Below are 25,540 nucleotides of genomic sequence, written 5' to 3' on the forward strand. Positions count from 1 at the left end.
AAATTTACGCCTTAAATACTAAAAAAACGCCTATGGGCGTTTTTTTGTTTATTTAAACAACAAACAGCGGACAAGTGTCCTTGTTAATTATTTCAAAATTACATTTACGCTAGCCGCGACCTTGCAATTGTTGTAAAATACGCGCGTTTCTAAGCAACCCAAAACAACTATTTTGAGGAAAACCTGTGAGCGAACAAAAACAGTCTCTAAGCTATAAAGACGCGGGCGTAGATATCGACGCTGGTAATGCACTTGTTGAGCGTATTAAAGGCGTAGTGAAAAAAACTCGTCGTCCTGAAGTTATGGGCGGAATTGGTGGTTTTGGCGCACTTTGCGAAATTCCTGAAGGTTATAAGCAACCTGTATTAGTTGCTGGTACTGATGGTGTTGGTACTAAACTTCGTTTAGCTATCGATTTAAAAAAGCACGACACTGTTGGTATTGATTTAGTTGCAATGTGTGTAAACGATTTAATAGTACAAGGCGCTGAACCCCTGTTTTTTCTGGATTACTACGCAACGGGTAAACTAGATATAGACACAGCAGCCGATGTAGTAACCGGTATTGGTAAAGGTTGTGAGATTTCTGGTTGTGCCCTAATTGGTGGCGAAACAGCAGAAATGCCAGGTATGTATGATGGTGAAGACTACGACATGGCAGGCTTTTGTACCGGTGTAGTAGAAAAATCTAAAATTATTGATGGCACTAAAGTAGCAGCAGGCGATCAGCTTATTGCGCTTGCATCTAGCGGTCCTCACTCAAACGGTTTTTCTTTAATTCGTAAAGTACTTGAAGTATCAAACGCTGATACAAACCAAGTAATTGACGGTAAAACATTAGGCGAGCATTTATTAGAGCCTACACGTATTTACGTAAAACCTTTACTTGAGTTATTTAAGCAAGTTGACGTGCATGCCCTTTCGCACATTACTGGCGGTGGCTTTTGGGAAAATATTCCTCGCGTGTTACCAGAGTCGGCAAAGGCAGTGGTTAAAGGCGATAGCTGGCAGTGGCCAAGTATTTTTAACTGGCTACAAGAAAACGGTAACATTGCTACACACGAGATGTACCGTACATTTAACTGTGGTGTTGGCATGGTATTAGTAGTTCCTGCAGACAAACTTGAACAAAGCTTAACTATTTTAAAAGACTTAGGCGAAAACGCATGGCACCTTGGTGAAATTCACAATGCAGCGCCAGGCGAAGAGCAAGTAGAAATTGTAGGTGGTGCTAAGTAATGGCACCCACTCGTCTGGTAGTTTTGATTTCAGGTAGTGGCTCAAATTTACAAGCCATCATTGATGCCTGCGAACGTGGCGAGATAAATGGACATATAGCGGCTGTTATTAGCAATAAAGCAGACGCTTATGGCCTAGAGCGTGCTAAACAAGCTGGCATAGCTACAAAAGTGCTGAGTCATAAAGATTTTGACTCGCGCGAAGCCTATGATGCGCAATTAATGAACGTTATCGACTCTTTTATGCCGAATCTAGTTGTATTAGCTGGGTTTATGCGTATTCTTACTCCTAGCTTAGTGCAAAAATATGTTGGAAAAATGTTGAACATTCATCCATCTTTGTTGCCTAAGTATCAGGGGCTGAATACCCACCAAAGAGCAATTGATGCAAAAGACGATGTTCATGGCGTAAGTGTTCACTTTGTTACTGAAGAATTAGACGGCGGTCCGGTTATTCTTCAGGCGCAAATACCTGTACTCAAGGATGATACAGCAGAGACATTAGCAAAGCGCGTGCACGAGCAAGAGCATATAATTTATCCTTTGGTGGTCAAATGGTTCAGTGAACAAAGACTTACTATGGAAGCAGATTATGCAGTTCTTGACGAAAAACAACTTCCTGCACACGGCGCGCACTACCCACAATAAAAAAATAAGTGCCTTGCTATTATGTGCGGGCGCTTTACTTCCTACTAGCCTTATTGCAGGCGAACTAACACAGTATCAAGCAAGCTATGATATTTTACGCAAAGGTAAAAATCATGGTGAAGCCGTACGTGAGCTTAAAAAATTAAGCGATAATAACTACGAGCTTACTTATCACAGCAATATAGAGTGGATGATTTTTTCTGACTCACGCGAAGAAACCTCAAAGTTTACATACAAAGATGGCAAAGTTACCCCACATCATTACAACATGGTGCGTACAGGCACAGGCCCAGATAAAGATTACAAAATAGACTTTGATACGCAAAATAAAGTGGTCACAAGTAGCACTAGCGAATACCCGCTAAAATGCGAGTGGACTGACGAATTTCAGGATGCTATTTCGTACCAAGTACAAGTACGTGAAGGCCTAAAAAAAGGCGAAACTAATTTCTCGTTTCCGCTTATTGATAAAAAAGGTAATCGCCGCGACTACAATTTTGAAGTAACAGGCACTGAAATGATTTCGTTGCCGATTGGCAATGTAGAATCCATTAAAGTTAAACGCTTATACGATAACGACAAACGCCAAGCGCTTGCATGGTTTGCGCCAGAAATGGATTACATGCTAGTGCGTATGTGGAAAGGCGAAAAAGGGATGGAGCAGTTTGAAGTGCAAATGAACTCGTTTACCGTTACTCAACCTGTTACACCTCCTGCAACTGTAACAGACAAAAGCGATGCTAGCGTAGAGGCGCCTTAACACCTATCTGCAATAATTAATTATGCGCATTGGTCAAAGTGTATATTGAATAAAAAAACGCGATTTTACATCGCGTTTTTTTATGCTTTTAATTTAGCGCTAAATTAACTCGCCCATTTTAAATAAAGCAAACTCACCCGGCTGCATTTTTTGCCAGCGCTCATCGTTCGTGAGTGGCCGTGTAGCAATTACGGTTACTACATCGTTTGGTGTGGTTTCTTGTTGAAAATCAACCACCATATCAGCATCAATTAAGGTTGCTTTGCCAAATGGCGCTCGGCGCGTTATATAATGTAAGTTATTAGTACAATACGCTAATACAAACACGCCATCAGTAAGCAACATATTAAATACGCCCTTTTCACGCAACGTGTGTGAAAGCTTGGCAGCGTATCTAAAAACAGAGGCCATGTTGGATGGGCGTTTTGGATACTTTTCACGAATTTTATCAAGCAACCAACAAAATGCCAGCTCGCTGTCGGTATTGCCTACAGGGCGATAATACTCAGGTTTTAAATCGTGATAATTAGAAAGCTGCCCATTGTGTGCATAGGTAATTTCGCGGCCCCAAAGCTCCCGTGTAAACGGATGGGTGTTCTCAAGGCACACTCGCCCACGATTACCTTGGCGAATATGGCTAATAACCGACACGCTTTTAATTGGGTACGCTTTAACGAGCTTTGCAATTTCTGATTGATAACTTGGCTCAGGATCTTTAAACGTTCTACAACCTTTACCTTCGTAAAAGGTAATACCCCAACCATCTTTATGCGGGCCGGTATTGCCACCGCGCTCTAAAAGCCCTGAAAAACTAAAACAAATATCGGTAGGTACGTTGGCTGACATGCCAAGTAATTCACACATTAATAAACTAACCCTTAAAAAATACGTATAAATAACGCTGCGTTTTACAGTGCGCTACAGCAGACATATTTACTTAAAAAACCTTTTTTGGCTAGCTGATTTACTGATTTTTAGCGCTTTAATATAACTAATCGCTGAATTAAACGCAGTAGCAATGCATGCTCGTTCCTCTTTAAGGGAAGCTGTGAATTAATTATGTCTATTTCGACTATAATTTATCACTGTAATGTACTTGAAACTTAAGCTTACTAGCGCTACTCTAACTGAGGTGGTCTGACCTCTATTAAGGAATAAGCAATGACACTCATATTTACACTCGGTTTAATCGCTCTGCTCAGCATCGCGATTTACCACAGAGCGAGTTGGAACACAGCACTTGGTGTTTCTGCTGCAACTTTATTAATTGGTACCTTTGCAGGTGCTTTTGGTTTAATTAGCTGGTTGATCTTTTTGATCATCGCGGTGCCTCTTTCTGTTACTGGCATTCGTCAGCAATATATAATAAAGCCTATTTTTTCTACCTTTAAAAAAGTAACGCCAAGCATGTCTGACACAGAAAAGTCAGCAATCGATGCCGGTACTACGTGGTGGGAAGCTGATTTATTTTGTGGTAACCCAGATTGGAAAAAGCTACACCAATACCCAATCCCTAAACTTACTATTGAAGAACAAGCCTTTATTGATGGCCCTGTAGAAGTTGTATGTAGCATGCTAGATGATTGGGAAGCAACGCACGAGCTTACTGACCTTCCTCAAGATGTATGGCAATACCTAAAAGATAATCAATTTTTTGCCATGATCATCAAAAAGGAATACGGCGGTTTAGAGTTCTCTGCGTTTGCACAATCTTGTGTACTTCAAAAGTTAACGAGTAAATCAACACTACTTTCGTCAATTGTGGGTGTACCAAATTCTTTAGGCCCGGGTGAATTGTTACAGCACTATGGTACAAAAGAGCAAAAAGATCATTACTTACCACGCTTAGCGAGCGGTAAAGAAATCCCTTGTTTTGCACTAACCTCGCCAGAGGCTGGCTCTGATGCAAGCTCAATTCCTGATTACGGTGTAGTGTGTAAAGGGCAATGGAACGGCGAAGAAGTTGTAGGCGTAAGCCTTACGTGGAATAAGCGTTACATTACACTTGCCCCCGTGGCTACAGTACTTGGTCTTGCATTTAAACTACAAGATCCAGACGGTTTATTAAGCGATGTTAAAGAGCCGGGTATTACCTGTGCACTTATTCCAACAGATACTCCTGGAGTAGAAATTGGACGTCGTCACTTTCCGCTTAACGTACCATTTCAAAATGGCCCAACTCGCGGTAAAGACATATTTGTACCACTTGATTACATTATTGGCGGCCCGGAAATGGCAGGTCAAGGCTGGCGTATGCTGGTTGAGTGTTTATCGGTTGGCCGCGCAATCACATTGCCGTCAAATTCAACCGGTGGCATTAAAACTATCGCCTTAGCTACAGGTGCTTATAGCCGTATTCGTCGTCAGTTTCGTTTACCTATTGGTAAAATGGAAGGTGTTGAAGAGTCTTTGGCTAAACTTGCAGGTTACGCATACAGCTCAGATGCAGCTGTTAGCATGTCTACCGGTGCAGTTGATTTAGGTGAAAAGCCATCGGTTGTTTCAGCTATTATTAAATACCACCTTACTGAGCAAATGCGCGACTCAACCATTCATGCAATGGATGTACTTGGCGGTAAGGGCATCATGCTTGGGCCAAATAACTATTTAGGTCGTGGCTATCAAGGCGCACCTATTGCCATTACCGTTGAAGGTGCAAACATCTTGACCCGTAATATGATTATTTACGGTCAAGGTGCAATTCGCTGTCACCCATTTGTACTTACAGAGCTTGGTGCATGTGAAATTGAAGACCGCGAAGAAGCGCTTAACGTATTTGATAAAGCGCTAATGGGCCACATTGGCTTTACTATGTCGAACCTTGTACGTACTAAGTGGCTTGCATTGACAGGCGCACGCTTTACGAGTGTACCTTATAAAGATGAAACCGCTGAGTTTTACCGAATCGCGTCTCGCTTTAGTGCCTCTTTAGCACTTATGTCTGACATTAGCATGGCAGTATTTGGTGGCTCTCTTAAACGTAAAGAACGTATTTCAGCACGTTTAGGTGACTTACTAAGCTACCTTTACTTAGTGTCTGCAACGCTTAAGCGTTACAACGATGAAGGCCGTAAAAAAGAAGATTTTGCTCTAGTAAAATGGAGTTGTCAGGATCACCTTTACCATTGCCAACGTGCACTTGCTGATTTAATCAATAACATGCCATCTGCCCCACTACGTGGCGTACTAAAAGTATTGTTATTCCCGTTTGGTCGCCCGGTTCGTAAACCTACAGACAAACTTGAGCATAAACTAGCACAACTACTACAAGTACCTAGCGAAACGCGCAATCGTTTAGCAAGCTATGTTTACTTAACTGACGAACCTCTTAATTTAGTAGGCCGTCAAGAGCAAACACTTAAAGACGTACTGGCTGTAGAGCCGTTATTTGAGCGAGTGTGTAAAGAGAAAGGGCTTAAACTGCCATTCTTTCAACTTGATAAAGTAGCGCAAATGGGCCTTGAAGCTGGCATATTAAGTCAAGCAGAAGCTGATAAATTAGCTGCTGTAGAAAAAGCCCGTTTAGACGTAATTAACGTTGATGACTTTGACCCAGCTGATTTATTAGCCGGCAAAGCCGCACGTAAAAGTGAAGACAAAAAGGCAGATGCGGCTTAACTGATTATAAGCAGTTAATACAAAGCTAATAACAAGCCTGTTATAACCATCCAAACCAGCGCATAATGCGCTGGTTTTTTTTGCGCGATAGCTTGTTGGAATACGCACCAAATAATACCAGTTAATAGCAGCACTCCACTTGCTTGGTTAAATAAAGCAAAAAAAACAATAAGCGAAAGTAAGAACACGATTAAACTAGGAACAAATTGGCCAATAAAAAATGCCGTTTGCTTATTCTGCATTTTAAAAAACACACTATATTTTTGATGTAACTGACTACAATCAAATTGTAATGAACTACTAAACAACACCACAAAAGCAAATGACAAAACACTGAATATAACTGCTAAATTAGCGCGCTCTTGTAGTAATACCTCAAATGCCATAAATAGGGACAGTAATAAAGCACCTCGCCAAATCAAAGTCCAGCTGTTGTGTATAAAAAACATTAGCCAAAAGCCTGTCAGTGAGCTCATCTCTAACTTAGCTGCAAAATTAAAAGGTACCATTAAGGTACTTAACGCAAACAACAGCACAAACCCACACTGATAAATTAGTGGGCTTACATCAAACGGTAACATAAGCCACATTGCGGATAATAAAAATCCATAAACCAGCGCTATTGGTTTGTATAAGCATAAAGTGCCGAGCGTAAATTGTAATAGTAAAAACACCAAAAAATGCGGTACTCTAAGCCACTGGTTTATGCTCAGGTCAATCGCGATAACAAGGCTTGCAATCAACCAGCCATTACTTAGCAGCAAAAGCTTTATATCCATCAAAACAAGCCAATACCGCTTTACCAATGTCTGTTGAAACGCTCGTTGGGCGGAGTTTTTTATTGCAGACTTCATTGCGCTCAACATTACACTTTGTAGCAACAAATACAGCCAAGCCATCTGCGCACCATATTGAGGTGTATCACTACTATCAATAATTTTTCCAAGCCCTAAAAATAGTAGCAATATTAAACCCAGTACTGACGAGCCTAACATCACTAAAAATAAAAACCCGAAGCGTTTCAGTTGTAAAAATAATTGCGTAAGTTCAACCTTGTATGCCTGAAAACGATAATCCATAAAAGAGCGGTATTGGCCAATTGATTGTTTTAAATTTGCAATCATAAAGGCATACACTCAAAGCCATGTCTTACAAAAGGAGCTGGCTCGTGACAGGTAATAATTATTTGACCATGTGGCTGATTTACTAAATATTCATCAAGCAAAATTAATAAATACTCAATACTCGCTTGATCAAGCGCTGCACTGGGTTCATCTAACAGTAAATACGGTGCATCGCGCATAAGCGCTAAAATTAACTGACATTTCTTTTGATTACCTGATGAAAGGGCGTCAAAACGTGTATTTAGAAATTCATTAAAACTAAATCCATCAACTATAGCTGCCGGCCAACGACAGCCAAATGTATTTGAGGATAAGTTAATTATTTGCTTTGCTGTTAAGAAGTCGGGTAAAGCAATACAGTCTGAGGCTATAGCAACTTGCTTATGTGGTTCGATTAATGCGCTTCCAGAAAACAAAAGCTTACCACTTTGATAAGTTTCAAGCCCCGCTAACATCATCAATAGAGTTGTTTTCCCTTGGCCATTAGGCGCTTCGATGCATATTTTAGGTGCACAGAATCGCACGTTATAACCATTGTACAATATGTTTTCAGTAAACTGTTTATGTAACCCAATGACTTCTATCATAAATACTCACTTTTCAACGAGTTATCATTATAGCGAATACTTATATAAAAACGATTTATGGTTTGTAACACTTTATTATTTGCACATCATAAATACTTGCGTTTGAAAAACGTTCGGTTAACACTTCTAAATGAAAACATAACTATAAACCAAGGAATGTACCTATGAAAAAAGCCCTCAAACTTGCCTGTATTACCTGTGCTGTATCTCTTGCATTAGCGGGTTGCAATCAATCTAATAGTTTAGTCTCTAGCACTGTGAAAACTGAACAAGCACAACAAGTAAAAACCTACGACGCAAAAACTTTTTTTGACACCACCTCTATTATGGGCAGTAGTTTTTCACCAAGTGGTGATAAAGTTTTAGTTAGTAGCGATGAAAGCGGCATTTAAAGCTAATACGAAGTCGATGTTAAAACCGGTAGTAAAACCCGCTTAACTAATTTTGAAGACAGTACTTAGCCAGTGCGCTATTTCCCTAATGATGAGCATGTATTGTTTACCAAAGAATCAGGCGGTAACGAACGGTACCATGTCTACGTGCGTGAAGTTGACGGTTCAATCAAAGATTTAACCCCTGGCGATGAAACACGAGCTGGCTTTTCAGGTTTTACAAAAGATGGCAGCCAGTTTTTTATCTAAAGTAATCAGCGTGATGCCAAATTCATGGATTTATACCGCGTAGATAGTGAAACCTATAAAGTGTCTTCTGTTTATCAAAATGAGCTCGAATTAGATGTTGGCGCCATTAGCCCCGATGGACGCTTTATTGCTTTATCTAAAAATAATAGCAATAAAGACAGTGATACATACATTCTCGACACTTATAAAAAAAACCTCAAGCCACAACTTATATCTAAGCATGATGATCCCGCACAATATACACCTGAAACCTTCTCTGCTGATGGTAAATATTTATACTACTCTACGGACGCAAAAGGCGAGTTTTCACAAGTGTGGAGCTATGAGTTAGCGACAGAGAAACATAGCCCAGCTTTAGAAGACGAATGGGACGTAACCTTTATCTATTTTTCTAAATCTGGCCGCTACCAAGTAAGTGGAGTCAATACCGATGCCAGTACTAAAGTGTCTATTTTAGATACTCGTTCAGGTAAACAAGTTGCTATGCCCGCCCTACCCAATGGAAATTTAAGCAGTGTAAATTTCTCAAGTGACGAGAAAACCATGGCGTTTTATTTAAACTCTGACACCTCACCAAGTAATTTATTTGTTTGGCAAGTGGATAATGATAGCGCTAAGCAGCTTACCAACACACTAAGTAAAGATATAGATCAAAGCGATTTAGTAGAGAGCACTATCGTTCGCTTTAAAAGCTTTGATGGCTTAGAAGTTCCAGGCGTGTTGTATAAACCAAAACAAGCCAATAGAAACAATAAAGTACCTGCGCTGGTGTGGGTGCATGGCGGCCCTGGTGGGCAAAGCCGTACTGGTTATAGAGCAATGCTACAACATTTAGTTAATCATGGTTATGCTATTTTTGCCGTTAATAACCGGGGTAGTTCAGGATACGGTAAAACGTTTTTTCATTTGGATGATAAAAAGCACCTTCAAAGTTTAGATTGGGTCGATAGCGAAAAAATTGGCATTATTGGAGGTAGTTACGGCGGGTTTATGACCGCAGCAGCCCTTGCCTTTGAACCAGAAGAGTTCAAAGTAGGTATTAATATTTTTGGGGTGACTAACTGGGTAAGAACACTTAACTCCATTCCACCATGGTGGGAGAGTGTTAAAAAATCCTTGTACGATGAAATGGGCGACCCTGCAACTGATGGCGAACGTCATCGTGCTATATCGCCATTATTTCATGCTAAAAATATTACAAAACCTTTAATGGTAATACAAGGCGCTAACGATCCGCGCGTTTTACAAGTTGAAAGCGATGAACTCGTTGCCGCAGTCAAAGCCAATGGCGTACCAGTAGAGTATGTATTGTTTGAAGATGAAGGCCACGGTTTTACTAAAAAAGAAAACAGTATCAGCGCTTCTAACGCTTATTTAAACTTTTTAGATACTTACTTAAAAGAGTCATTTGGCCCACAAGGGTAATTGTAGACCAATTTATATTAAAGCCTGCTGCGTTTTCTTGTACGCAGGCTTTTTATTGTTTGGTTAATCTAGGTTCCAGTAAAGCAAACACCAAACCAAATACAGCGGCAAATATGCCGATAAATTCGAGCCAGCTATTGCCTGCATGTGGCATTGTTCGCGAGATTTCATCTGCACTATAAACACGTTTACCTCCCTCAACGTCTTCGACAAATGACTCACCAACATACTTATCCATTAACTTAAAACTTGGTACCCTTCTGGCCAGTATTTCCCGCCCTTTTTCTTCTCTTTTCTCGCGGTTTGACTCAATAATATAATTGCTCCAATGAGTATAAATATTCAGAGGTTCATCTTTTTTGATCACACCCAGTGATTTGTATTCGTAAAAGCGCTCATTGAACAGATAGTTTTTATGTCCTGCGTAAAATAATGCACAGCCAAAAGCAATCAAAAACATAGCAAGGTATATAATTTTTCGCTGTGCAGCAGAACTCTTTACAGCTTTACTCTTAAACCACACTTCTACATCGGGTATTTGCATCAGCCTAGCTTTATCATGGCTCGATACAAGCGGCTTCATAAACTCATCAATTGAAAGATCTAATGCAATCAATAAAGATCTAAATATTTCATTCGAGGGAATTGATTTATCGTTTTCAAGTTTTGATAAATAACTTTGTTCTATCCCTACTTGCTGGGCAAATTCAGGTTGACTCAATTTTTTGTTATTTCTTAGCTGCTTTAATTGTTGACCTAGTGTGCTCATTTTAGTTCTTCCTTTTTTAAAGTGAGACTAGATTCTTGGCTATTCATGTAGATATATGAAGCTGAATAGTAAAGAATAACAAGGAATATTAGCAGGTTAGAATAAAAGAGTCGATCTGATAGCTGATAGCTGATAGCTGATAGCTGATAGCTGATAGCTGATAGCTGATAGCTGATAGCTGATAGCTGATAGCCAAAGTATATTTTATTAAAATAAATATGAAATAATTTTATAATCTTGCTATTGAGGAAATAACAAGTGGCGGAGTGGACGGGACTCGAACCCGCGACCCCCGGCGTGACAGGCCGGTATTCTAACCAACTGAACTACCACTCCGCAGTGGTATGTGCATGGGGTAATGCACTTACTAATTTTATTACGATATCAAATGGCGGAGTGGACGGGACTCGAACCCGCGACCCCCGGCGTGACAGGCCGGTATTCTAACCAACTGAACTACCACTCCGCAGAGATATCATATTACTTGTCATTACTAAATTTGTTGGCGGAGTGGACGGGACTCGAACCCGCGACCCCCGGCGTGACAGGCCGGTATTCTAACCAACTGAACTACCACTCCAGCATACAAATTTTGTAACATAACAGTGTTTAAATAGTGGCGGAGTGGACGGGACTCGAACCCGCGACCCCCGGCGTGACAGGCCGGTATTCTAACCAACTGAACTACCACTCCAGCGCATATTTAAACTGTTATTTTTTCTTATTGGCGGAGTGGACGGGACTCGAACCCGCGACCCCCGGCGTGACAGGCCGGTATTCTAACCAACTGAACTACCACTCCATAATAAGAATATGTTTTACAACCATACGTTGTGTAAGCATTGGCGGAGTGGACGGGACTCGAACCCGCGACCCCCGGCGTGACAGGCCGGTATTCTAACCAACTGAACTACCACTCCAGCGCGTACTTACAAATTGTCGAAAATTGGCGGAGTGGACGGGACTCGAACCCGCGACCCCCGGCGTGACAGGCCGGTATTCTAACCAACTGAACTACCACTCCGCATTTTCGTTGCTGTCTGAGTCTCCCCTGACAGCGGCGTGAATAATACGAACCAGCCTCTATTTCGTCAAGGGCTTTTTTGTTTTTTTATAGGTTTTTTAGTCATCTGACATCGAAAGGTTTAAAATTTCACCTGATTTATCATTTTTTGAACCATTTTTGCCAACTTGATTTTTTTCTGCGTCGGTAACTTCACCATCAGCTGCTTTCTTTTTATTTAAAAAAGGCAGTTTAACTTTAAATTTGATTGGTTTTTTCTGAATAAATACACGAATTGCTAACCAGCCGAGTAATAAAATAAGAATATTACACCCTATTATTAAGCTAACAATTGTTGAAGTGGCCATTTTTTCATCTACAGGCTCACTCGCTTTCATTTGTTCAGGCGTAATAATCGTTGCCGGATCAATTTCAGGCACCGCAACTATAGGACGTTCTATTTCAAATTTATAGGTTGGTAGCGTCGCCATAAACTCACGGTCGTTTATATTTGTGCCAAAAACAGATAACTCAACACTGTATCGACCCCAGTCATAATTTTTAACGTTAAGTTCGCGCGAGTCATTAGGAGCAGCATCTATGGTAAACATTTGCTCTTCGTTATTAGGGTAATAGATTTTACCCTGAATAATGACGGTTTCTGGCTTAACAATGCGTGGGTCTATCGTTATTGTAAGTTGATGATCGTCAGTGTCTTGCTCTGCTAGGGTAACGTTTGTGGAAAAAGGAGGTTCGTGCACTTCTATTGTGTCTTGTACAATACGGCGCTGTAATAGAGGCGTTGCAACGTAAAGCTCAGGCGTCCATTCACCAGCAGGAAAGTCTAACGTAAACTCTCCGGTAAAAATGCCATCTTTAGCGCGTTCGTCAAATCCGCGCCCGTCATCTTTAAATTCGGCGACTTCTTGTATCCCTGAACCAAAATTAGCAAAGTTTTCGTTATTGGTACTTACAAAATCTACATTAAGGCTTACTACATCCCTAAATAGCTCAGCGTCTATTGGCTCACCGTCGTTAAGTATTTTACCGGTAATTTTAATTGTCTCCCCTCTAAATAACATAGGAGGAAGTGGCTGCGCCTCTAAAGATACTTCACCAAGCACTACAATTCGGCTGTTAGGCAAAATACTGCCAATAACCTGCCATGGACCAGCCATAGGATTTTTTATTGTAACCAAATCGTAGGTTAACTCGTCAAACCAATCGAGGTCGGGGTTTCTTACGGCTTCAGTTGCAAAGTATTTACTGCCATCCGGCCTAACTAAAATAACAGCCGGTGTGCCAAGCTTTCTAAAAAACAGCAGAGTTATTTCTTCAATTTTACTATCTATACGAAAACGATTTTCTAATAAAGGAATTTCATTTTGATGCCCGTCACGTTTGAGCACTTCTACTTGCTTAACGCCATAAGCATTGCCAGTGAACAAACTGGCGGCGCATAACGCACTAACAAAATATATCGTTTTCATTGGGTAGCCTTATTCAGCGCGCCATAAACATTGGCCGCCTTCTTTATTGACAAGATCGAGTCGTGCTTCGTGTGCGCTTTGTTCAGCGTCATTTGCACGTAAAACAACTAAAGGTGACCTATTTGGGTTTAAACGTCTTATGCCGCCTTTTTGTTGCTCGCTGCCATCGTCTTTATTTTGATTTAAGTTTAGCTTCGTTTGCCCACCTGTCATGGCAAGGTAAACATCGGCTAAAATTTCAGAATCCAGTAAAGCGCCGTGCAATGTACGTTTTGCGTTATCTATATCGTAGCGACGGCACAAAGCATCAAGATTATTCTTTTGACCAGGATGCAAGTCACGCGCCATTTTAAGGGTGTCGAGAACTTGGCAGTAATCGTGGGTATTAGGGTAACCCTGATTAAGCAGCGCAAATTCGTTGTCCATATGACCCACATCGAACGGTGCGTTATGAATAACCAGCTCAGCCCCTTTTATATAGTCAAAAAACTCTTGCGCTATATCACGGTAAAGCGGTTTATCACGTAAAAATTCGTTGGTAATACCATGAACATCTATCGCTTCTTCTTCAATACTACGTTGTGGATTTATATAAACGTGAAAATTGTTGCCGGTTAAGCGCCTGTTTACTAACTCTACACAACCAATTTCTATAATGCGGTGACCCTGTTTAGGGTCGATGCCGGTGGTTTCTGTATCTAAAACTATTTGTCTACGTGCCATATCGAATTTAGCCTGACTCTGGTATCTTTCTATAATCACTTTATTGTACATAATATCAAGGTAAAACAGTGCAAAAAACCGTAGAGATTTATACCGATGGCTCATGTTTAGGTAATCCGGGCCCTGGTGGTTATGGTATTTTTATGATTTATAACGGTCACGAAAAAAAATTAAGCCAAGGTTATAAATTAACAACTAATAACCGCATGGAAATGCTCGCAGCGATTGTAGCCTTAGAATCACTTACGCGTGAATGCGAGGTAAATCTCACAACCGATAGCCAATATGTTAAGCAAGGCATTGAATCGTGGATAGCTAATTGGAAAAAGCGCGGTTGGTTAACCTCTGCGAAAAAACCGGTTAAAAACGTAGATTTATGGAAACGTCTAGATAAAGCCTGTAGCGAACACAATGTTACATGGAAGTGGGTTAAAGGGCATAGTGGCCATAAGTACAACGAAATAGTTGACGATTTAGCTCGTGATGCCGCAGGCAGTAAAGATTTACTTGAAGATGTAGGTTATCAGCCTTAATTGTTATTTTTTTCATCGCAGCGCTTAAAGTGCTGCTTTGAGGTTTGCCTAAGCCCTGCCCCTTTTACTGGCGCAAACTGCGGCCTTGCATGCCACTTAGGCTTTATAGGTGTAAGCGGGGCCACTCGCTTACGTGCCACCAGCATATACACACTCCCCATAGGTTTTAAATATTGTTTAGCAAAACTGCGCCAAAATTCAAAACGCGACAACCTGTTACCTCTTGCTAGCGATGAGTAAATAAATCGCTCATCACTCACTATTTCAAATCCTAATAAGTTAAGCCAATCTTTAACACGGGCAGGTGTAAAAAAGCGCCCTGTCCATGGAAGTTTTTGACCACTAAATGGCAGCATTTGAGCAAGCCCACATAAGCTAAAGGGGTTAAAACCGGTAATAACAATATAACCACCGGGTATTAGCGTGCGGTGTGCCTCGCGTAAAATATGGTGCGGATCTGAATGATACTCTAAGCAGTGGCTTAAAATACACGCATCAACACTGTGCTCGTAAAAAGGTAATTCGTCGATATCGGCCACAACACCTGTATAGGGGCCGGGCTCTGCTACGCACACTTGGTGCTTAATGGTGCTAACACTTGTATTTATTTCACCACTTAAGTTACCTAGTTTTAGCATGTGATAGCCAAACATACGCGGTAACCATTGATCCATTTTGCGTTCAATGTCAGATCGTAAATAGTCACCATGAGGGAACTGCTGCCATGACAGCGGTTTAGGTCCTTCTTGAAAACTAAGGGCTGGTTTCATTTTATGAGCTCGTTATACTATGTGTTAACTGTCACTTTATAGAGCAATGTAACATGGTGCAAGTCAAAGCAATTAAAGCCTTTTCTGATAATTATATTTGGTGTTTAACCACTCATAATAGTAACCAAGCATGGGTGGTAGATCCAGGTGACGCAAGGCCTGTGATTACGTATTTAGCTGAACATAACTTATCATTAGCTGGCATTTTAATAACCCATCATCATAGCGACCACACCGGTGGCGTAGCAGATCTGGTTAAGCAATTTGCAAATATCCCTGTTTACGGCCCCGCCAATAGTCCTTTTGATGGTATTACGCATACTTTAATTGATGGCGATAATATTGAAGTACTTAATGTGCCATTTAATATTGTAGCCACGCCTGGGCATACGCTTGATCATATTTGTTATACCCACGACGAACTCGCTTTTACTGGCGATACTTTATTTAGCGGTGGCTGTGGTAGATTATTTGAAGGGACAAGCGAGCAAATGTGGAATTCGTTCAATAAACTGCGTGAATTACCAAAAAGCTGTAAGGTGTATTGCACTCATGAATATACACAGGCTAACTTAGCGTTTGCAAAAGCAGTAGAGCCACGTAACCCTGAGCTACTCGAGTACAGCAAAAAAGTAGATGAACTTCGTAGTAAAGATGAAATAACGTTACCAAGCACTATTGAGCAAGAGCTTAAAATAAATCCGTTTATGCGCAGCGATTTACCCACTATTACTGAATTATTACCAAAAGAATTCCTTTTAGTTACAAAAAACAATGAACCTTGGGAAAACTTTGCTAGTCTGAGAAAGTTCAAAGACAATTTTTAACGCATAATCTAATAGCTAGCTATATTTTATATTAAAATCATGCCTTTATTATTAGGGCATGATTTTCTCTTCGCGTTTAAAGTGGTCACTAAGTGGCAATGTTGACTCATAACGGGTAGTATTCGCCGAGTTTTTTACCCGATGTATTGGTATTTATGAATAAATCTCCTCTTTTAATTGCCTTGGCGCTTGCGCTAAGTGGTTGTCAAACGGTTACAACCTTAGATTCTGACTCTCAAGTCGCTACTCAAGCAAACCAAAAGCTTGAAGGCGCAAGCCCTAACGATATCAACAATGCATTGATGGTAAACGCACAATATCAACAAGTTAATAGTGAAGACCAAGAAGCTCCCGTTTTTGATGACGTGTGGGAACGTATTCGTTACCAGCTTTCTATTGACGTACCACAAAACCGCCCTGTTGTTACCGAGCGAAATTACTACGCTCGCCATCAAGCTTATTTAGATCGCATTTCTAAACGTGCAGAGCCTTACCTTCATTTTATTGTTGAAGAAGTAGAAAAACGCGAAATGCCAATCGAAATAGCATTACTACCCATTGTAGAAAGTGCCTTTGACCCATTTGGTTACTCTAATAGAAGCGCTTCAGGTATTTGGCAGTTTATGCCTGCAACAGGTGAGCGTTTTGATTTAAAGCAAAACTGGTGGTATGACGGTCGTCGCGACATTGTTCAATCGACACGTGCTGCACTAGATTACTTATCGTATTTGCATAAAACCCTTGAAGGCGATTGGTTAAACGCTATTGCAGCGTATAACTCGGGCGAAGGGCGTTTGATGCGTGCGATTAAAAAGAATCGTAAAAAGCATTTACCAACCGATTTTTGGTCACTAGATTTACCAAGCGAAACCACAGCGTACGTACCTAAGCTATTAGCGCTTGCCGATTTATTAAAGCGCTCGGATGAGTTTGACGTTAAGTGGCAACCGGTGATCAATGCACAAGTAGTCGAAGTGGTTGATGTAGGCTCTCAGATTGATTTAGCGCTTGCCGCTGATATGGCCGATATGACACTTACTGAGCTTTACAGGTTAAACCCTGGCTTTAACCGCTGGGCAACGGATCCTAACGGGCCGCACTTTTTATTATTACCTACCGATAAAGCAGAGCAGTTTAGCCAAAAACTTGCACTTACTGATGTAAAAGATCGCTTACGCTGGCAACAATACACTGTCGCTCGTGGCGATAGCCTTTCTGTTATTGCTAAAAAGTTTACCACTAGTAGCAGTGCAATTCGTTCGCTCAACAAATTAAAATCAAACACTATTCGCGTAGGCCAAGAACTGTTAGTACCGCTTACCGATGGTGCAATTAATAGCGAACATTTACCTAAACAAATGCGTTTAGCAGCAAATAAAGCCACGCGTACTAAGTTATCGCACACGGTTAAAAGTGGCGATACACTTTGGGATATAAGCCGCGAGTATGATGTAACAATGGACGAACTTGCGTCGTGGAATAAACTGAAGAAAAACTCAGTACTGCGATTAAATCAAAAGCTAACTGTCTATAAATCAGCAAGTAAACCACAAGCAACCGCAAGTACTAATCGTACCATTACCTACAAAGTACGCCGTGGTGACTCGCTTGCGCGTATTGCTTCTAAGTTTAATTTAACGGTTAACGAGATTATTAAGTGGAATAACTTAGCCGGCCAAAAGTATTTACAACCTGGCCAAAAGTTAAAGCTTAAAGTAGACGTAAGAAGTAGCTAATTTATAGAGCTATAAAAGTAAAAAGGAGCGCATGCGCTCCTTTTTTAATACTTTAAATTTAATAAATTTGGCCTATTGCACGTAAATTCAACGCTAAAAATAGCTGTTAAAGATAAATTTACTATTCAAAGTTCAGGATTAAATTAAGCAGGTAGCTTTTCAAGCCATGCTTTTAACCAAGGCTCTGTAACGGGCCATGGCTCAAAATCTTCACAGGCATCTATTTCAAGACGATTACCAACTGGCTTTGCTTGTAAGTCGCGTAATAGCTCATCAAAGCTGCGACCAGCGCCACAAAAGGTGTCACCATAGCATCTATCACCCATAGCAATAACCCCAAAAGGTTTATCGGTAAGCATAGGAAACGTGCTATTCATAGCAAAGTACAGCCCCGCTAAATTGCTTGGTATATCGCCTTGGCCTGTGGTTGAAGTAACAACTAAAATATGTGAAGCATTTTTAATATCATCAAGAGATGCCTCACTAATAACGCTTGCAGTATGGCCCGCTTTTTCAATTGTGGTTGCAACTTCATCGCTCAAACGCTCCGCGCCGCCATTAACACTGCCCACAAAAATACTAATATGTGACATTAATAATCCTTTTCTTGATCTGGCCAACCTAGCTGCTTGCATATTTTAAGCATGTCTTCACCTAGTGGCGCTTTAATTGTTATTGATTCATTACTGTAAGGGTGCACAAAACTAAGCTGCGTTGCAAATAACATCAAACGCCTAAGTGCAAAGTGCTCCCTAAAAAACTGATTATGCTGATTATCACCGTGATTTACATCACCTATAATCGGTAACGATAAATGCTTTAGGTGCCTACGTATTTGATGTTTTCGCCCTGTTTTAGGAAAGCACTCAACTAACGAGTAGCGCACGGTTGGGTATTTGCCAATAGGGATTGGCAATACAGCTTGGTGCAAACAATTAAACTGAGTTTGCGCCTCTTGTGGCGCTTTATCTTGATCAGCAAACTTGTCAGCTATTTTATCCAGCTCTTCTTTTAGCGGTTTGTCTAAAAAAACTGATTCAGGGGCAAACCCGCGCACTAGCGCTAAATATCGCTTAGCGATAGTGCCTTCAATGAATAACTGATTCATATCACGCGCGGCTTCGGAGCTTAAAGCAAATAGCAGCACACCCGACGTAGGTCTATCGAGTCTATGTACTGGAAACACATGTTGCCCTAACTGATCACGTAACATTTGCATGGCAAACTGAGTTTCGTGCTTATCTAAAAAAGAGCGGTGCACTAATAAACCCGAAGGTTTATTTATGGCTACGTAGTTCTCGTCTTGATACAAAATAGCCAATTCTTCGTATTCAACAGGCTCTGGACGCTCACTCATTGGGCTCTCCTAAAAAAGCATCAAGCTGGGTTAGTAATTCAATAATCTCGTTACTACCGTTTTTATTAGTAAGGGTCATTTGTGCCATAGGCGCAATTGCAAAATTACGAGGCAATGGTTGCTGATGAGTCACTAAATACTGAACTTTTTCTATAAATACAAATTGTAACCATTGTTCAAACGCCATCGTGTCGTGACAAAATGGAACACTGGAATTTAATGCCTCAGGGGCTATTGGCTGAGCTTGCCAAAGTTGATGCTTTTTTAAAAGAGCTGTTAGCTGATTTAAATAAGCTTGGGTTTGCTGGTACATAACCACCCTCTTTCATATACGTAATGCAATTATACCCTGTTCCCACACAGCCCGCTATGGCGTATAATTAGGGCAATTTAGCAGTAAAAACAGTTGAGAATACAATGAGCGAACACATAGCCACATTAGGCCAACTTTTAGACGGTGCAGGTACTCAGTGGCGTGCTTTTGATATTGGCAGACATATAACTAAGCTTGATAAAAAACAGTTTTTAGCCATTGAGCAAGCTCAAATCCCATACCCTTATCCTCTTGCAGGTCATGCATGGCTTGCTATTCAATTTTGGGATAGTAAAGCAAGCAAAGAACCATACGTGTGGTTTTTAAAGTTTCCACTTGATGAACAAAGCAAACTGGTAAGTGCAAGCCGCGATCATTTTGCTAATATGGTTATTGAGGCTTTAGGCACTGAAATTACAGGTGAGCAGGCTGATGGAAAACTTGATAACAACCCTTATGTTTTTACACCTAATGCAAATAAGTTAGCTGCGTTTAACGCACAGCTTAAAGTGCTATTAAAACAACCGGCTTCGCAATATTACGAACACGCACAATTATACTTTAGCGGCAAAATTGGCTTTGATAACTGGCAAAGTGTTGCACTTCAAGGTATTGCAGATTTTGCACTACGCCTAGATAACGACGCAAATTTAAACAACTTACAAAAAGCGTGGGCGCATTTACCGCTTGAAGTATTACAACCACTTAGCGCAATGCTTGAACATGTTGAAATACCCACATCTTTGAGTGAGCTTTTATTAACATATGGTCAAGCTGCAATTGAAAATAACGATACCATAGCTTTAACCGCTGCACTGCGCTCATTGTCTAAAGGGCAAGCGCAAGGGCTAAGCACACAACTGGTTGATGCAGCATTAAGCTCATCACTTGGTAATGATTCGGATGTACTTTTAACCATTGCTGGGCGCTGTTTTATGCAGTTAGAAGACCCTGAGCGGTTACATATATTTATGGATAATTGTGCACAGCATCAAGCAATAGCGGAGCTGTTCCCTAGTGTGTTTGCCGATCTAGTTGCAATACCCACTATTCGCCCTCATTTATTAGGTTTATTACGAAAAGAAAATCGTAGCGAAACTCTCGCACGAGCAATTGGAAGGTTATTCTCTTAATGGCAAGCTTATGGACGTTCATACTTATTGGTAGTGTAATTTATTTATTTTGGCTTAACCGAAAAGTTGCTGAAGCAGCGAACGTTCATGCAAAGCGCCAAAGCGAACAATTGCAAGTACAGCTAATGAGTGTTGCATGCACTAAGCGCCGTTTTGGTTTTTTAAAAAACGGTAAGCCAGGTATTAAAAGTGAGTTTATATTTGAATTTTCAAGCGATGGTGAAAATGCTTATCAAGGTGTGCTTATAATGGAAAATGAGTTTTTGAAAAGTGTGGTTGTTCCGCTGCATAAAATATAAAAGTATTTAAAGCGCTTTTTTATACTAAAACCAAATTTAATACAAAAAACTAAGGCGTAACTAAAGTTACGCCTCAATTGGACTGCATCCTGCTAGATATCCTTTATCTATAAATCCGTATTATCATCCCCTGAACGAGTAAACAACCCTGTTTACCCTCCCATTGCATCCTGCAATATCCTTAACCTTCCTGGTCAACCGACGTAATCTAACGCGTGGCTACATACCGTAGCTTCATCCCTAGTAATCCTTTTAAGCAGCTTCTGCCACTTTATGCATCCTGCATTTTCCTCTTGCCGCCTTGGCCATCCTACGTAAACTAACGCTCCTGCTACTTCCTGTAGCCTCATCCGTGAATATCCTAAAGTAACTCCTAGCTACTAAGTGCCTCTTGCACTTCCTTATTCATCCTTGTATCCGTTTTAACTTGTCCTTTGTGCTTCCTGCTAGCGCCTGCTATGTTGCCTATTCCGTATCCTTGGCAGTAGCTTAATCGTTAAGCTATGTCGTCTTGACAAAGTAAAGTTTAAAGCAAACTCGGTTTGGTAATAGCACTTAACAAAAAATAAATGAGTGTAATAAATATGCAAAAACAAAATAAGCCATACATATTAGTAACTTAAACCAAAAAAGACCTGTTATCACAGGCCTTTATCTATTAACGCTCACGTCAATGTAGGATATATCTCACGGCCTTATGTCCGTTTTGGCGTATTACTCACACATAAATGGTATCTGTCATTCGAAATGAGAATCTCAGCCAGTTGAGAACTAGGCCCTAGATACCTCTTACTTCAAATTTAGCTTTGGTAGGATATTTCGGTAAGTTTCTCTGATACGGCTAATGTCATTTACTACATGCATGTTACTCGTCATCGTTGCTAGGTGGACTGCTGATAACATTACTAATCCATTTGAATTAATCAGTATTTGCTCCAACAACTGTAAAGGGTAACCTTCACCGTGTCGTGTCGTGTCGTTTCATTGTATGAATTCCACCATGAACATAAGAGCTTGATGCTTTCCAAGTGACATCTCTAAACTCGCTCAGTATTCGAGTAGCTTCAGCAGGTGCTTTGCCATCAGTTTGCTTAATCATTTCAGCATGAGAAGGTAGGCCATTATCAGCATTAGCAGTATCCACAGACAAATCTTGCATAATTCGCTCAACTTTCTTCTCGAAAACTCCCCAGAGTAGCCATACAGATCTTGTTAATGCGTCGAATTGAAGCCTCAATAACGATATTGCTGAGGTACAGTTTCCAATACTCATTAAGCACTGAAGAGAGTGGGCATTTTCAATTGCAACATCACCCAACTACCCGTCCATCGTTTGATGTTCTGAGCAGGGCCAAGAGAAATGATAAGGTTCAACTCATTGAGTAATTATTTTGAATGGGCTATAAGTGAATCCATACTATTCTTTACCCCCCAACCAGTAAAAGTTCGGTTATTTATTAACCACTTGAATTACATTAGACTTCAAAGTCTCTACCCAATAATTAAACATTTTATTGGATAACAATGAATATGGATTTGAAGTATCTAAGAAATTATCTTTAATGTATTTCAGTTTACCTCTAAGACGATTTTCAATAGGATCAAGAATTGCGTCTTTTGCTGCACGATGTATGTTTTGAGAAACAACAGTTTCTTTCAGCTTAAGATCCTCTTCTATGTCCATAAGACTTCGAAGTAATGCTTTATGAGTTTTTGCTCTTGCTTCAATCAGGTTTGGTCTGTTTAGGCCATAATACTTTATTGAACTATCCACCTGGAGTTTACTTAAACCATTTTTACTTAATGAAATCGCTATAGGCTTATCATTGATATTTGCAAAAATTAACTTTTGTGACGGATCTTCATTACATGGGTTAATGAGCAAAGGAGTTTCATTTACTAAAGAAGCTTCTGTTCTTGAATCATTGGAATCGGGGTGCAACGGAAAGTGATCAGCTTTACCCAGAGTAACTTGAGCATTTTTGGTTTTATGTTGCCTTTTGCGATTGCAATCAATGCAAGATGGTAACAAATTATCCCAGTCAGCTGCTAACCACCAATAACCAGGGCTAATATACCCTGTTATATTTTCTTTTTTTATTCTTCCTTTTGGTCTGTAGTGCTCAACTTCCATTGGTTGGATATGAGAATATTCACTCTCACAATATGCACATTTTTTTTCAAATAGCGTTTCAAGTGCATCCTTAATATCATCATTTTTGTAGACCTTAAATGAGAATGACTTTTGACCAACCTTATATGTTTGATAATAAGTTATAGCTTCTTGAAGCTCCAATTCAGCTTCAGAACCTTGACCATTGCATGAAGCAGGTATTGCAACCGATGCTCTATCTCTAAAAATCATCAGCCATCCCTAAGTCTTTAACCTTTTCGAAAAGAGATTCTATTGTTTCTTGTGACCATTCAGAATACTTAGGGTCTCTTCTGTGATTTGCTATTTCAAGATCCACCAAGCGCATTAACATTCGCTCTCGCTTTGTTAATGCTGTATTGCCGATATATTCCAATTCTTTAGGTATATCGAAGCTATCTACTTTGGTTGATAGTTCAGCATCTCTTGACTCATTAGCAACTCTTTCAAGGTCTTTATAATAATCTTGAAGGATATTCTCTGTTTCAATGTCCTGGGTTGTTTGCAGCCCAAACATATCAGATGTCAGTAACTGATCGACAGAAGCACCTTTCAGTGATGGATAATCGGTGATTGCAACCAACCCATCTTCCTGATCTTCCCTTAATATTAATAATTCACCTCCATTTAAGCTTCTCAATATTAAGGGATCATGAGTTGAAACATAAAAATGAATTAGAGGAAACGCATCCCTAAAAGCTTGCAGTATCTTAAGCCTCCAAGAGGGATGTAAATGAGCATCAAGTTCATCGATTAAAACATATGCTTGAGTAGACTCTAGCGAATTTACTCCTTGCTCAACAGAAAGTAAGACATCCAATATATCGCAAACTATAGTAACAACTGTTTTATAACCAGCACTTAGAACGTCGAAATTTATGTACTCAAATTCATTATTATTAGTCAGTCTTTTGATTAGTAACTTTTGTTTTTGGTTAATTTCGAACTTGACACCCTCTGATCCCAATATTGATCCTAAGATATCAGCTATCGCCAACAAACTTTTGCGATTCTTATGTCTTTTGAATATACCTTGAATCCCATTGAGTCTAGCAGCTTCATTGAACAATGATTGAATTCGAAAACCCATTGCATTACTGAGGCTATCTTTCAATTGAGATTTCGCTGCTAACCTATACGAACCATAACTAAGTACACAAGGTGAAAAATCAGTGTCACCAAATATGGTAACTCTTTGGTTTTCACTTTTAGTGATTAATAGCTCATTCGTTAATTCGTTATTGCTAAACGATACTTTAATCCGAGCTTCTTTATAATTCCGATGAATAATATCTTTTGCATTAAGTCCAAGACGACTCTTAGATTTCACATCTAAATTGTTTAACCGCTCAGCTCCTAGTAAAGATAATGTAATGGCCTGTAGAATAGTTGTTTTTCCTAATCCGTTAGTGCCTAAAAAAGAATAACAAGCCCCTTTACCCTCCAACATACGAACATCAGTACGAAAGTTCTTTATTCCTTTAAAGCCTTGAATTTCAATACGCGAAATTGAGTGAAACTGACTGATTGGTATGTAATCAAAGTAGACTGAATTAAAAGTCTGTGACTCATCCAAACTTTTTTGGGTTCTTTTAATAACGGATGGAGGCAAAACTTGAAACTTAAGAAAAGATTTAACACCGTCACGTAGCTCACCGCTTAGCCTTGTCATAGCATATTGAGCTAACAAACCACTGAATTCGCCTTTTGCTGAAACTAGATCCTCGATTCTACTTTTCAATTCAGCTTTGTATCTTGGTGAGCCTTGATAAACGTATAAATTTGCGTCATTGAATAAATCAGTAATCTTACTCAATCTGCGTCGCACTAAATTAGGACGGTTAAGCTCCAAAACTCTAATTGTTTCCTGACCAATTCTTGTGACTCCCTCTAGCTTGCCTTTGTCATTAAGCTCAATGTGCTGAGATGGATCCAAATAACAAGGATCAATCAAATCTGCTTTTTCTGTTTCCCTCAGTCGCTCTAACGGCATCATAATCTTACCTGGATTAGCTACAGAGAAGTTATTTCCTTTATATTTTGAGCACTCAATACAAGATAGGTAAAGGTTCTCCCAATCTAGTGTAAGCCAAGCATAATAAGCATTGTCTACTTGTCCATTCTTCCTTCGAGCGCCACCTATTGGACGGAAATGTTCAACTACAGATGTGCTTTCTTCTACTATCGTTTCACAAAATGCACATTTATGTTCAAATTCGTTGAACAGGTCATATTTTATCTCTTTTAAAACCCATCCTTTATATTTTGGAGGACGGACAAATTGCTCCTTTGAAAAATATTCTTTTAGTTCTTCGAGGTACTTTTCTTTCTCTAAATTTAATTGGCTATGATTAAAATAATCAGTCCTTTGAATATATCTCATTAATACACCCTA

22 protein-coding genes, 7 tRNA genes and 1 pseudogene are annotated in these 25,540 nt (G+C 40.0%); 10 read left to right on the top strand and 20 right to left on the bottom strand.

Features of this window, described 5'->3' with window-relative positions; translation table 11 throughout:
* Nucleotides 1–185 precede the first annotated feature (185 nt).
* From purM to J8L71_RS11055, 3 genes are read left to right on the top strand one after another with little or no spacing between them, the layout of a single operon-like run.
* Nucleotides 186–1,238: a phosphoribosylformylglycinamidine cyclo-ligase gene (gene purM / locus J8L71_RS11045; RefSeq protein ID WP_211000585.1), complete on the top strand. Its 1,053-nt coding sequence runs from the start codon at nucleotides 186–188 to the stop codon at nucleotides 1,236–1,238.
* Nucleotides 1,238–1,885: a phosphoribosylglycinamide formyltransferase gene (gene purN, locus J8L71_RS11050; protein WP_058548297.1), complete on the top strand. Its 648-nt coding sequence runs from the start codon at nucleotides 1,238–1,240 to the stop codon at nucleotides 1,883–1,885. The genes purM and purN overlap by 1 nt, the downstream gene beginning before the upstream one ends.
* A complete protein-coding gene (locus J8L71_RS11055) occupies nucleotides 1,830–2,645 on the top strand; it encodes a DUF3108 domain-containing protein (protein WP_247655275.1) in 816 nt (271 codons plus the stop codon). Before purN ends, J8L71_RS11055 begins: the two co-directional genes overlap by 56 nt.
* A 99-nt stretch (nucleotides 2,646–2,744) precedes the next feature.
* Here J8L71_RS11055 and J8L71_RS11060 read toward each other — a convergent pair whose 3' ends face one another.
* The gene (locus tag J8L71_RS11060) at nucleotides 2,745–3,509 is read right to left on the bottom strand and encodes a class II glutamine amidotransferase (protein WP_211000586.1); all 765 of its coding nucleotides are present in this window, start codon (nucleotides 3,507–3,509) and stop codon (nucleotides 2,745–2,747) included.
* Between the two features lie 297 nt (nucleotides 3,510–3,806).
* On the opposite strand from J8L71_RS11060, the gene fadE reads away from it, so the two are divergent.
* Nucleotides 3,807–6,263 carry an acyl-CoA dehydrogenase FadE gene (gene fadE, locus J8L71_RS11065; RefSeq protein ID WP_211000587.1) on the top strand — a complete coding sequence of 819 codons (2,457 nt, stop codon included), beginning with the start codon at nucleotides 3,807–3,809 and terminating at the stop codon, nucleotides 6,261–6,263.
* 14 nt (nucleotides 6,264–6,277) lie between these two features.
* Here the strand turns inward: fadE and J8L71_RS11070 are convergent, their stop codons facing one another.
* On the bottom strand, nucleotides 6,278–7,387 hold the full coding sequence (locus J8L71_RS11070; protein WP_211000588.1) for a DUF6136 family protein: 1,110 nt from the start codon (nucleotides 7,385–7,387) through the stop codon (nucleotides 6,278–6,280).
* On the bottom strand, nucleotides 7,384–7,974 hold the full coding sequence (locus J8L71_RS11075) for an ATP-binding cassette domain-containing protein (RefSeq protein ID WP_211000589.1): 591 nt from the start codon (nucleotides 7,972–7,974) through the stop codon (nucleotides 7,384–7,386). The genes J8L71_RS11070 and J8L71_RS11075 overlap by 4 nt, the downstream gene beginning before the upstream one ends.
* Nucleotides 7,975–8,138: 164 nt before the next feature.
* Here J8L71_RS11075 and J8L71_RS11080 point away from each other — a divergent pair.
* A pseudogene (locus J8L71_RS11080) lies at nucleotides 8,139–10,040 on the top strand (alpha/beta fold hydrolase).
* Between the two features lie 52 nt (nucleotides 10,041–10,092).
* On the opposite strand, the gene J8L71_RS11085 reads toward J8L71_RS11080, so the two are convergent.
* The 10 genes from J8L71_RS11085 to dnaQ all read right to left on the bottom strand — a co-directional run bounded on the left by J8L71_RS11085 (nucleotide 10,093) and on the right by dnaQ (nucleotide 14,025).
* Complete coding sequence (locus tag J8L71_RS11085; RefSeq protein ID WP_211000590.1) at nucleotides 10,093–10,809, bottom strand: helix-turn-helix transcriptional regulator; 717 nt, start codon at nucleotides 10,807–10,809, stop codon at nucleotides 10,093–10,095.
* A gap of 259 nt (nucleotides 10,810–11,068) precedes the next feature.
* Nucleotides 11,069–11,145 (bottom strand) — tRNA-Asp (locus tag J8L71_RS11090).
* A 53-nt stretch (nucleotides 11,146–11,198) separates the two neighbouring features.
* Nucleotides 11,199–11,275 (bottom strand) — tRNA-Asp (locus J8L71_RS11095).
* 37 nt (nucleotides 11,276–11,312) lie between these two features.
* Nucleotides 11,313–11,389, bottom strand: a tRNA-Asp gene (locus tag J8L71_RS11100).
* A 37-nt stretch (nucleotides 11,390–11,426) separates the two neighbouring features.
* Nucleotides 11,427–11,503: transfer RNA gene (locus J8L71_RS11105), tRNA-Asp, on the bottom strand.
* Nucleotides 11,504–11,534: 31 nt separating this feature from the next.
* Nucleotides 11,535–11,611, bottom strand: a tRNA-Asp gene (locus J8L71_RS11110).
* A gap of 41 nt (nucleotides 11,612–11,652) precedes the next feature.
* Nucleotides 11,653–11,729: transfer RNA gene (locus J8L71_RS11115), tRNA-Asp, on the bottom strand.
* A gap of 27 nt (nucleotides 11,730–11,756) precedes the next feature.
* Nucleotides 11,757–11,833, bottom strand: a tRNA-Asp gene (locus J8L71_RS11120).
* A gap of 98 nt (nucleotides 11,834–11,931) precedes the next feature.
* Nucleotides 11,932–13,302, bottom strand: a complete 1,371-nt coding sequence (locus J8L71_RS11125; protein ID WP_211000591.1) for a TIGR03503 family protein — start codon at nucleotides 13,300–13,302, stop codon at nucleotides 11,932–11,934.
* Between the two features lie 9 nt (nucleotides 13,303–13,311).
* Entirely contained in the window at nucleotides 13,312–14,025 is a 714-nt protein-coding gene (gene dnaQ, locus J8L71_RS11130) for a DNA polymerase III subunit epsilon (RefSeq protein WP_211000592.1), read from the bottom strand.
* A gap of 68 nt (nucleotides 14,026–14,093) precedes the next feature.
* Here dnaQ and rnhA point away from each other — a divergent pair, with 68 nt between their 5' ends.
* Nucleotides 14,094–14,558 carry a ribonuclease HI gene (rnhA, locus tag J8L71_RS11135; protein WP_058548305.1) on the top strand — a complete coding sequence of 155 codons (465 nt, stop codon included), beginning with the start codon at nucleotides 14,094–14,096 and terminating at the stop codon, nucleotides 14,556–14,558.
* On the opposite strand, the gene J8L71_RS11140 is transcribed toward rnhA, so the two are convergent.
* A complete protein-coding gene (locus J8L71_RS11140; protein WP_058548306.1) occupies nucleotides 14,555–15,328 on the bottom strand; it encodes a class I SAM-dependent methyltransferase in 774 nt (257 codons plus the stop codon). The two genes, rnhA and J8L71_RS11140, sit on opposite strands and share 4 nt — an antisense overlap.
* 53 nt (nucleotides 15,329–15,381) lie before the next feature.
* On the opposite strand from J8L71_RS11140, the gene gloB reads away from it, so the two are divergent.
* Both gloB and J8L71_RS11150 read left to right on the top strand, forming a co-directional pair.
* Nucleotides 15,382–16,155 (top strand): hydroxyacylglutathione hydrolase, encoded by a 774-nt coding sequence (gene gloB, locus J8L71_RS11145; protein WP_211000593.1) that lies wholly within the window; start codon nucleotides 15,382–15,384, stop codon nucleotides 16,153–16,155.
* A 155-nt stretch (nucleotides 16,156–16,310) separates the two neighbouring features.
* Nucleotides 16,311–17,891 carry a LysM peptidoglycan-binding domain-containing protein gene (locus J8L71_RS11150; protein ID WP_211000594.1) on the top strand — a complete coding sequence of 527 codons (1,581 nt, stop codon included), beginning with the start codon at nucleotides 16,311–16,313 and terminating at the stop codon, nucleotides 17,889–17,891.
* 143 nt (nucleotides 17,892–18,034) lie between these two features.
* Here J8L71_RS11150 and J8L71_RS11155 read toward each other — a convergent pair whose 3' ends face one another.
* Genes J8L71_RS11155 through J8L71_RS11165 form a run of 3 tightly spaced genes read right to left on the bottom strand, consistent with a single transcriptional unit; the run spans nucleotide 18,035 to nucleotide 19,561 of the window.
* Complete coding sequence (locus J8L71_RS11155) at nucleotides 18,035–18,484, bottom strand: flavodoxin (protein ID WP_211000595.1); 450 nt, start codon at nucleotides 18,482–18,484, stop codon at nucleotides 18,035–18,037.
* Complete coding sequence (truC, locus tag J8L71_RS11160; RefSeq protein ID WP_211000596.1) at nucleotides 18,484–19,248, bottom strand: tRNA pseudouridine(65) synthase TruC; 765 nt, start codon at nucleotides 19,246–19,248, stop codon at nucleotides 18,484–18,486. Before truC ends, J8L71_RS11155 begins: the two co-directional genes overlap by 1 nt.
* On the bottom strand, nucleotides 19,241–19,561 hold the full coding sequence (locus J8L71_RS11165; RefSeq protein ID WP_211000597.1) for a YqcC family protein: 321 nt from the start codon (nucleotides 19,559–19,561) through the stop codon (nucleotides 19,241–19,243). Before J8L71_RS11165 ends, truC begins: the two co-directional genes overlap by 8 nt.
* Before the next feature lie 104 nt (nucleotides 19,562–19,665).
* Between J8L71_RS11165 and J8L71_RS11170 the strand changes: the two genes are divergently transcribed.
* Together J8L71_RS11170 and J8L71_RS11175 are read left to right on the top strand one after the other, a co-directional pair.
* A complete protein-coding gene (locus J8L71_RS11170; RefSeq protein WP_211000598.1) occupies nucleotides 19,666–20,694 on the top strand; it encodes a DUF3549 family protein in 1,029 nt (342 codons plus the stop codon).
* Nucleotides 20,694–20,993, top strand: coding sequence for a DUF3301 domain-containing protein (locus J8L71_RS11175; protein WP_211000599.1), 300 nt, complete (start codon nucleotides 20,694–20,696; stop codon nucleotides 20,991–20,993). The genes J8L71_RS11170 and J8L71_RS11175 overlap by 1 nt, the downstream gene beginning before the upstream one ends.
* A 958-nt stretch (nucleotides 20,994–21,951) precedes the next feature.
* Here the strand turns inward: J8L71_RS11175 and J8L71_RS11180 are convergent.
* From J8L71_RS11180 to J8L71_RS11190, 3 genes are all read right to left on the bottom strand, one after another.
* Nucleotides 21,952–22,152 (bottom strand): hypothetical protein, encoded by a 201-nt coding sequence (locus J8L71_RS11180; RefSeq protein WP_211000600.1) that lies wholly within the window; start codon nucleotides 22,150–22,152, stop codon nucleotides 21,952–21,954.
* Between the two features lie 291 nt (nucleotides 22,153–22,443).
* Entirely contained in the window at nucleotides 22,444–23,358 is a 915-nt protein-coding gene (locus J8L71_RS11185) for a hypothetical protein (RefSeq protein WP_211000601.1), read from the bottom strand.
* Nucleotides 23,348–25,528, bottom strand: coding sequence for an AAA family ATPase (locus J8L71_RS11190; protein ID WP_211000602.1), 2,181 nt, complete (start codon nucleotides 25,526–25,528; stop codon nucleotides 23,348–23,350). The genes J8L71_RS11185 and J8L71_RS11190 overlap by 11 nt, the downstream gene beginning before the upstream one ends.
* Between the last annotated feature and the right edge of the window lie 12 nt (nucleotides 25,529–25,540).

This window comes from Pseudoalteromonas sp. MMG007 (assembly GCF_018100985.1).
Taxonomy (GTDB): Bacteria; Pseudomonadota; Gammaproteobacteria; order Enterobacterales; family Alteromonadaceae; genus Pseudoalteromonas.

What these genes read in the sequence shown, in the direction of transcription:
- purN (WP_058548297.1), top strand. Translation starts at nt 1,238, where the DNA reads ATGGCACCCACTCGTCTGGTAGTTTTGATTTCAGGTAGTGGCTCAAAT.
- J8L71_RS11055 (WP_247655275.1), top strand. Translation starts at nt 1,830, where the DNA reads ATGCAGTTCTTGACGAAAAACAACTTCCTGCACACGGCGCGCACTACC.
- J8L71_RS11060 (WP_211000586.1), bottom strand. Translation starts at nt 3,509, where the DNA reads ATGTGTGAATTACTTGGCATGTCAGCCAACGTACCTACCGATATTTGT.
- fadE (WP_211000587.1), top strand. Translation starts at nt 3,807, where the DNA reads ATGACACTCATATTTACACTCGGTTTAATCGCTCTGCTCAGCATCGCG.
- J8L71_RS11070 (WP_211000588.1), bottom strand. Translation starts at nt 7,387, where the DNA reads ATGATTGCAAATTTAAAACAATCAATTGGCCAATACCGCTCTTTTATG.
- J8L71_RS11075 (WP_211000589.1), bottom strand. Translation starts at nt 7,974, where the DNA reads ATGATAGAAGTCATTGGGTTACATAAACAGTTTACTGAAAACATATTG.
- J8L71_RS11085 (WP_211000590.1), bottom strand. Translation starts at nt 10,809, where the DNA reads ATGAGCACACTAGGTCAACAATTAAAGCAGCTAAGAAATAACAAAAAA.
- J8L71_RS11125 (WP_211000591.1), bottom strand. Translation starts at nt 13,302, where the DNA reads ATGAAAACGATATATTTTGTTAGTGCGTTATGCGCCGCCAGTTTGTTC.
- dnaQ (WP_211000592.1), bottom strand. Translation starts at nt 14,025, where the DNA reads ATGGCACGTAGACAAATAGTTTTAGATACAGAAACCACCGGCATCGAC.
- J8L71_RS11140 (WP_058548306.1), bottom strand. Translation starts at nt 15,328, where the DNA reads ATGAAACCAGCCCTTAGTTTTCAAGAAGGACCTAAACCGCTGTCATGG.
- gloB (WP_211000593.1), top strand. Translation starts at nt 15,382, where the DNA reads ATGGTGCAAGTCAAAGCAATTAAAGCCTTTTCTGATAATTATATTTGG.
- J8L71_RS11150 (WP_211000594.1), top strand. Translation starts at nt 16,311, where the DNA reads ATGAATAAATCTCCTCTTTTAATTGCCTTGGCGCTTGCGCTAAGTGGT.
- J8L71_RS11155 (WP_211000595.1), bottom strand. Translation starts at nt 18,484, where the DNA reads ATGTCACATATTAGTATTTTTGTGGGCAGTGTTAATGGCGGCGCGGAG.
- truC (WP_211000596.1), bottom strand. Translation starts at nt 19,248, where the DNA reads ATGAGTGAGCGTCCAGAGCCTGTTGAATACGAAGAATTGGCTATTTTG.
- J8L71_RS11165 (WP_211000597.1), bottom strand. Translation starts at nt 19,561, where the DNA reads ATGTACCAGCAAACCCAAGCTTATTTAAATCAGCTAACAGCTCTTTTA.
- J8L71_RS11170 (WP_211000598.1), top strand. Translation starts at nt 19,666, where the DNA reads ATGAGCGAACACATAGCCACATTAGGCCAACTTTTAGACGGTGCAGGT.
- J8L71_RS11175 (WP_211000599.1), top strand. Translation starts at nt 20,694, where the DNA reads ATGGCAAGCTTATGGACGTTCATACTTATTGGTAGTGTAATTTATTTA.
- J8L71_RS11180 (WP_211000600.1), bottom strand. Translation starts at nt 22,152, where the DNA reads ATGCAAGATTTGTCTGTGGATACTGCTAATGCTGATAATGGCCTACCT.
- J8L71_RS11185 (WP_211000601.1), bottom strand. Translation starts at nt 23,358, where the DNA reads ATGATTTTTAGAGATAGAGCATCGGTTGCAATACCTGCTTCATGCAAT.
- J8L71_RS11190 (WP_211000602.1), bottom strand. Translation starts at nt 25,528, where the DNA reads ATGAGATATATTCAAAGGACTGATTATTTTAATCATAGCCAATTAAAT.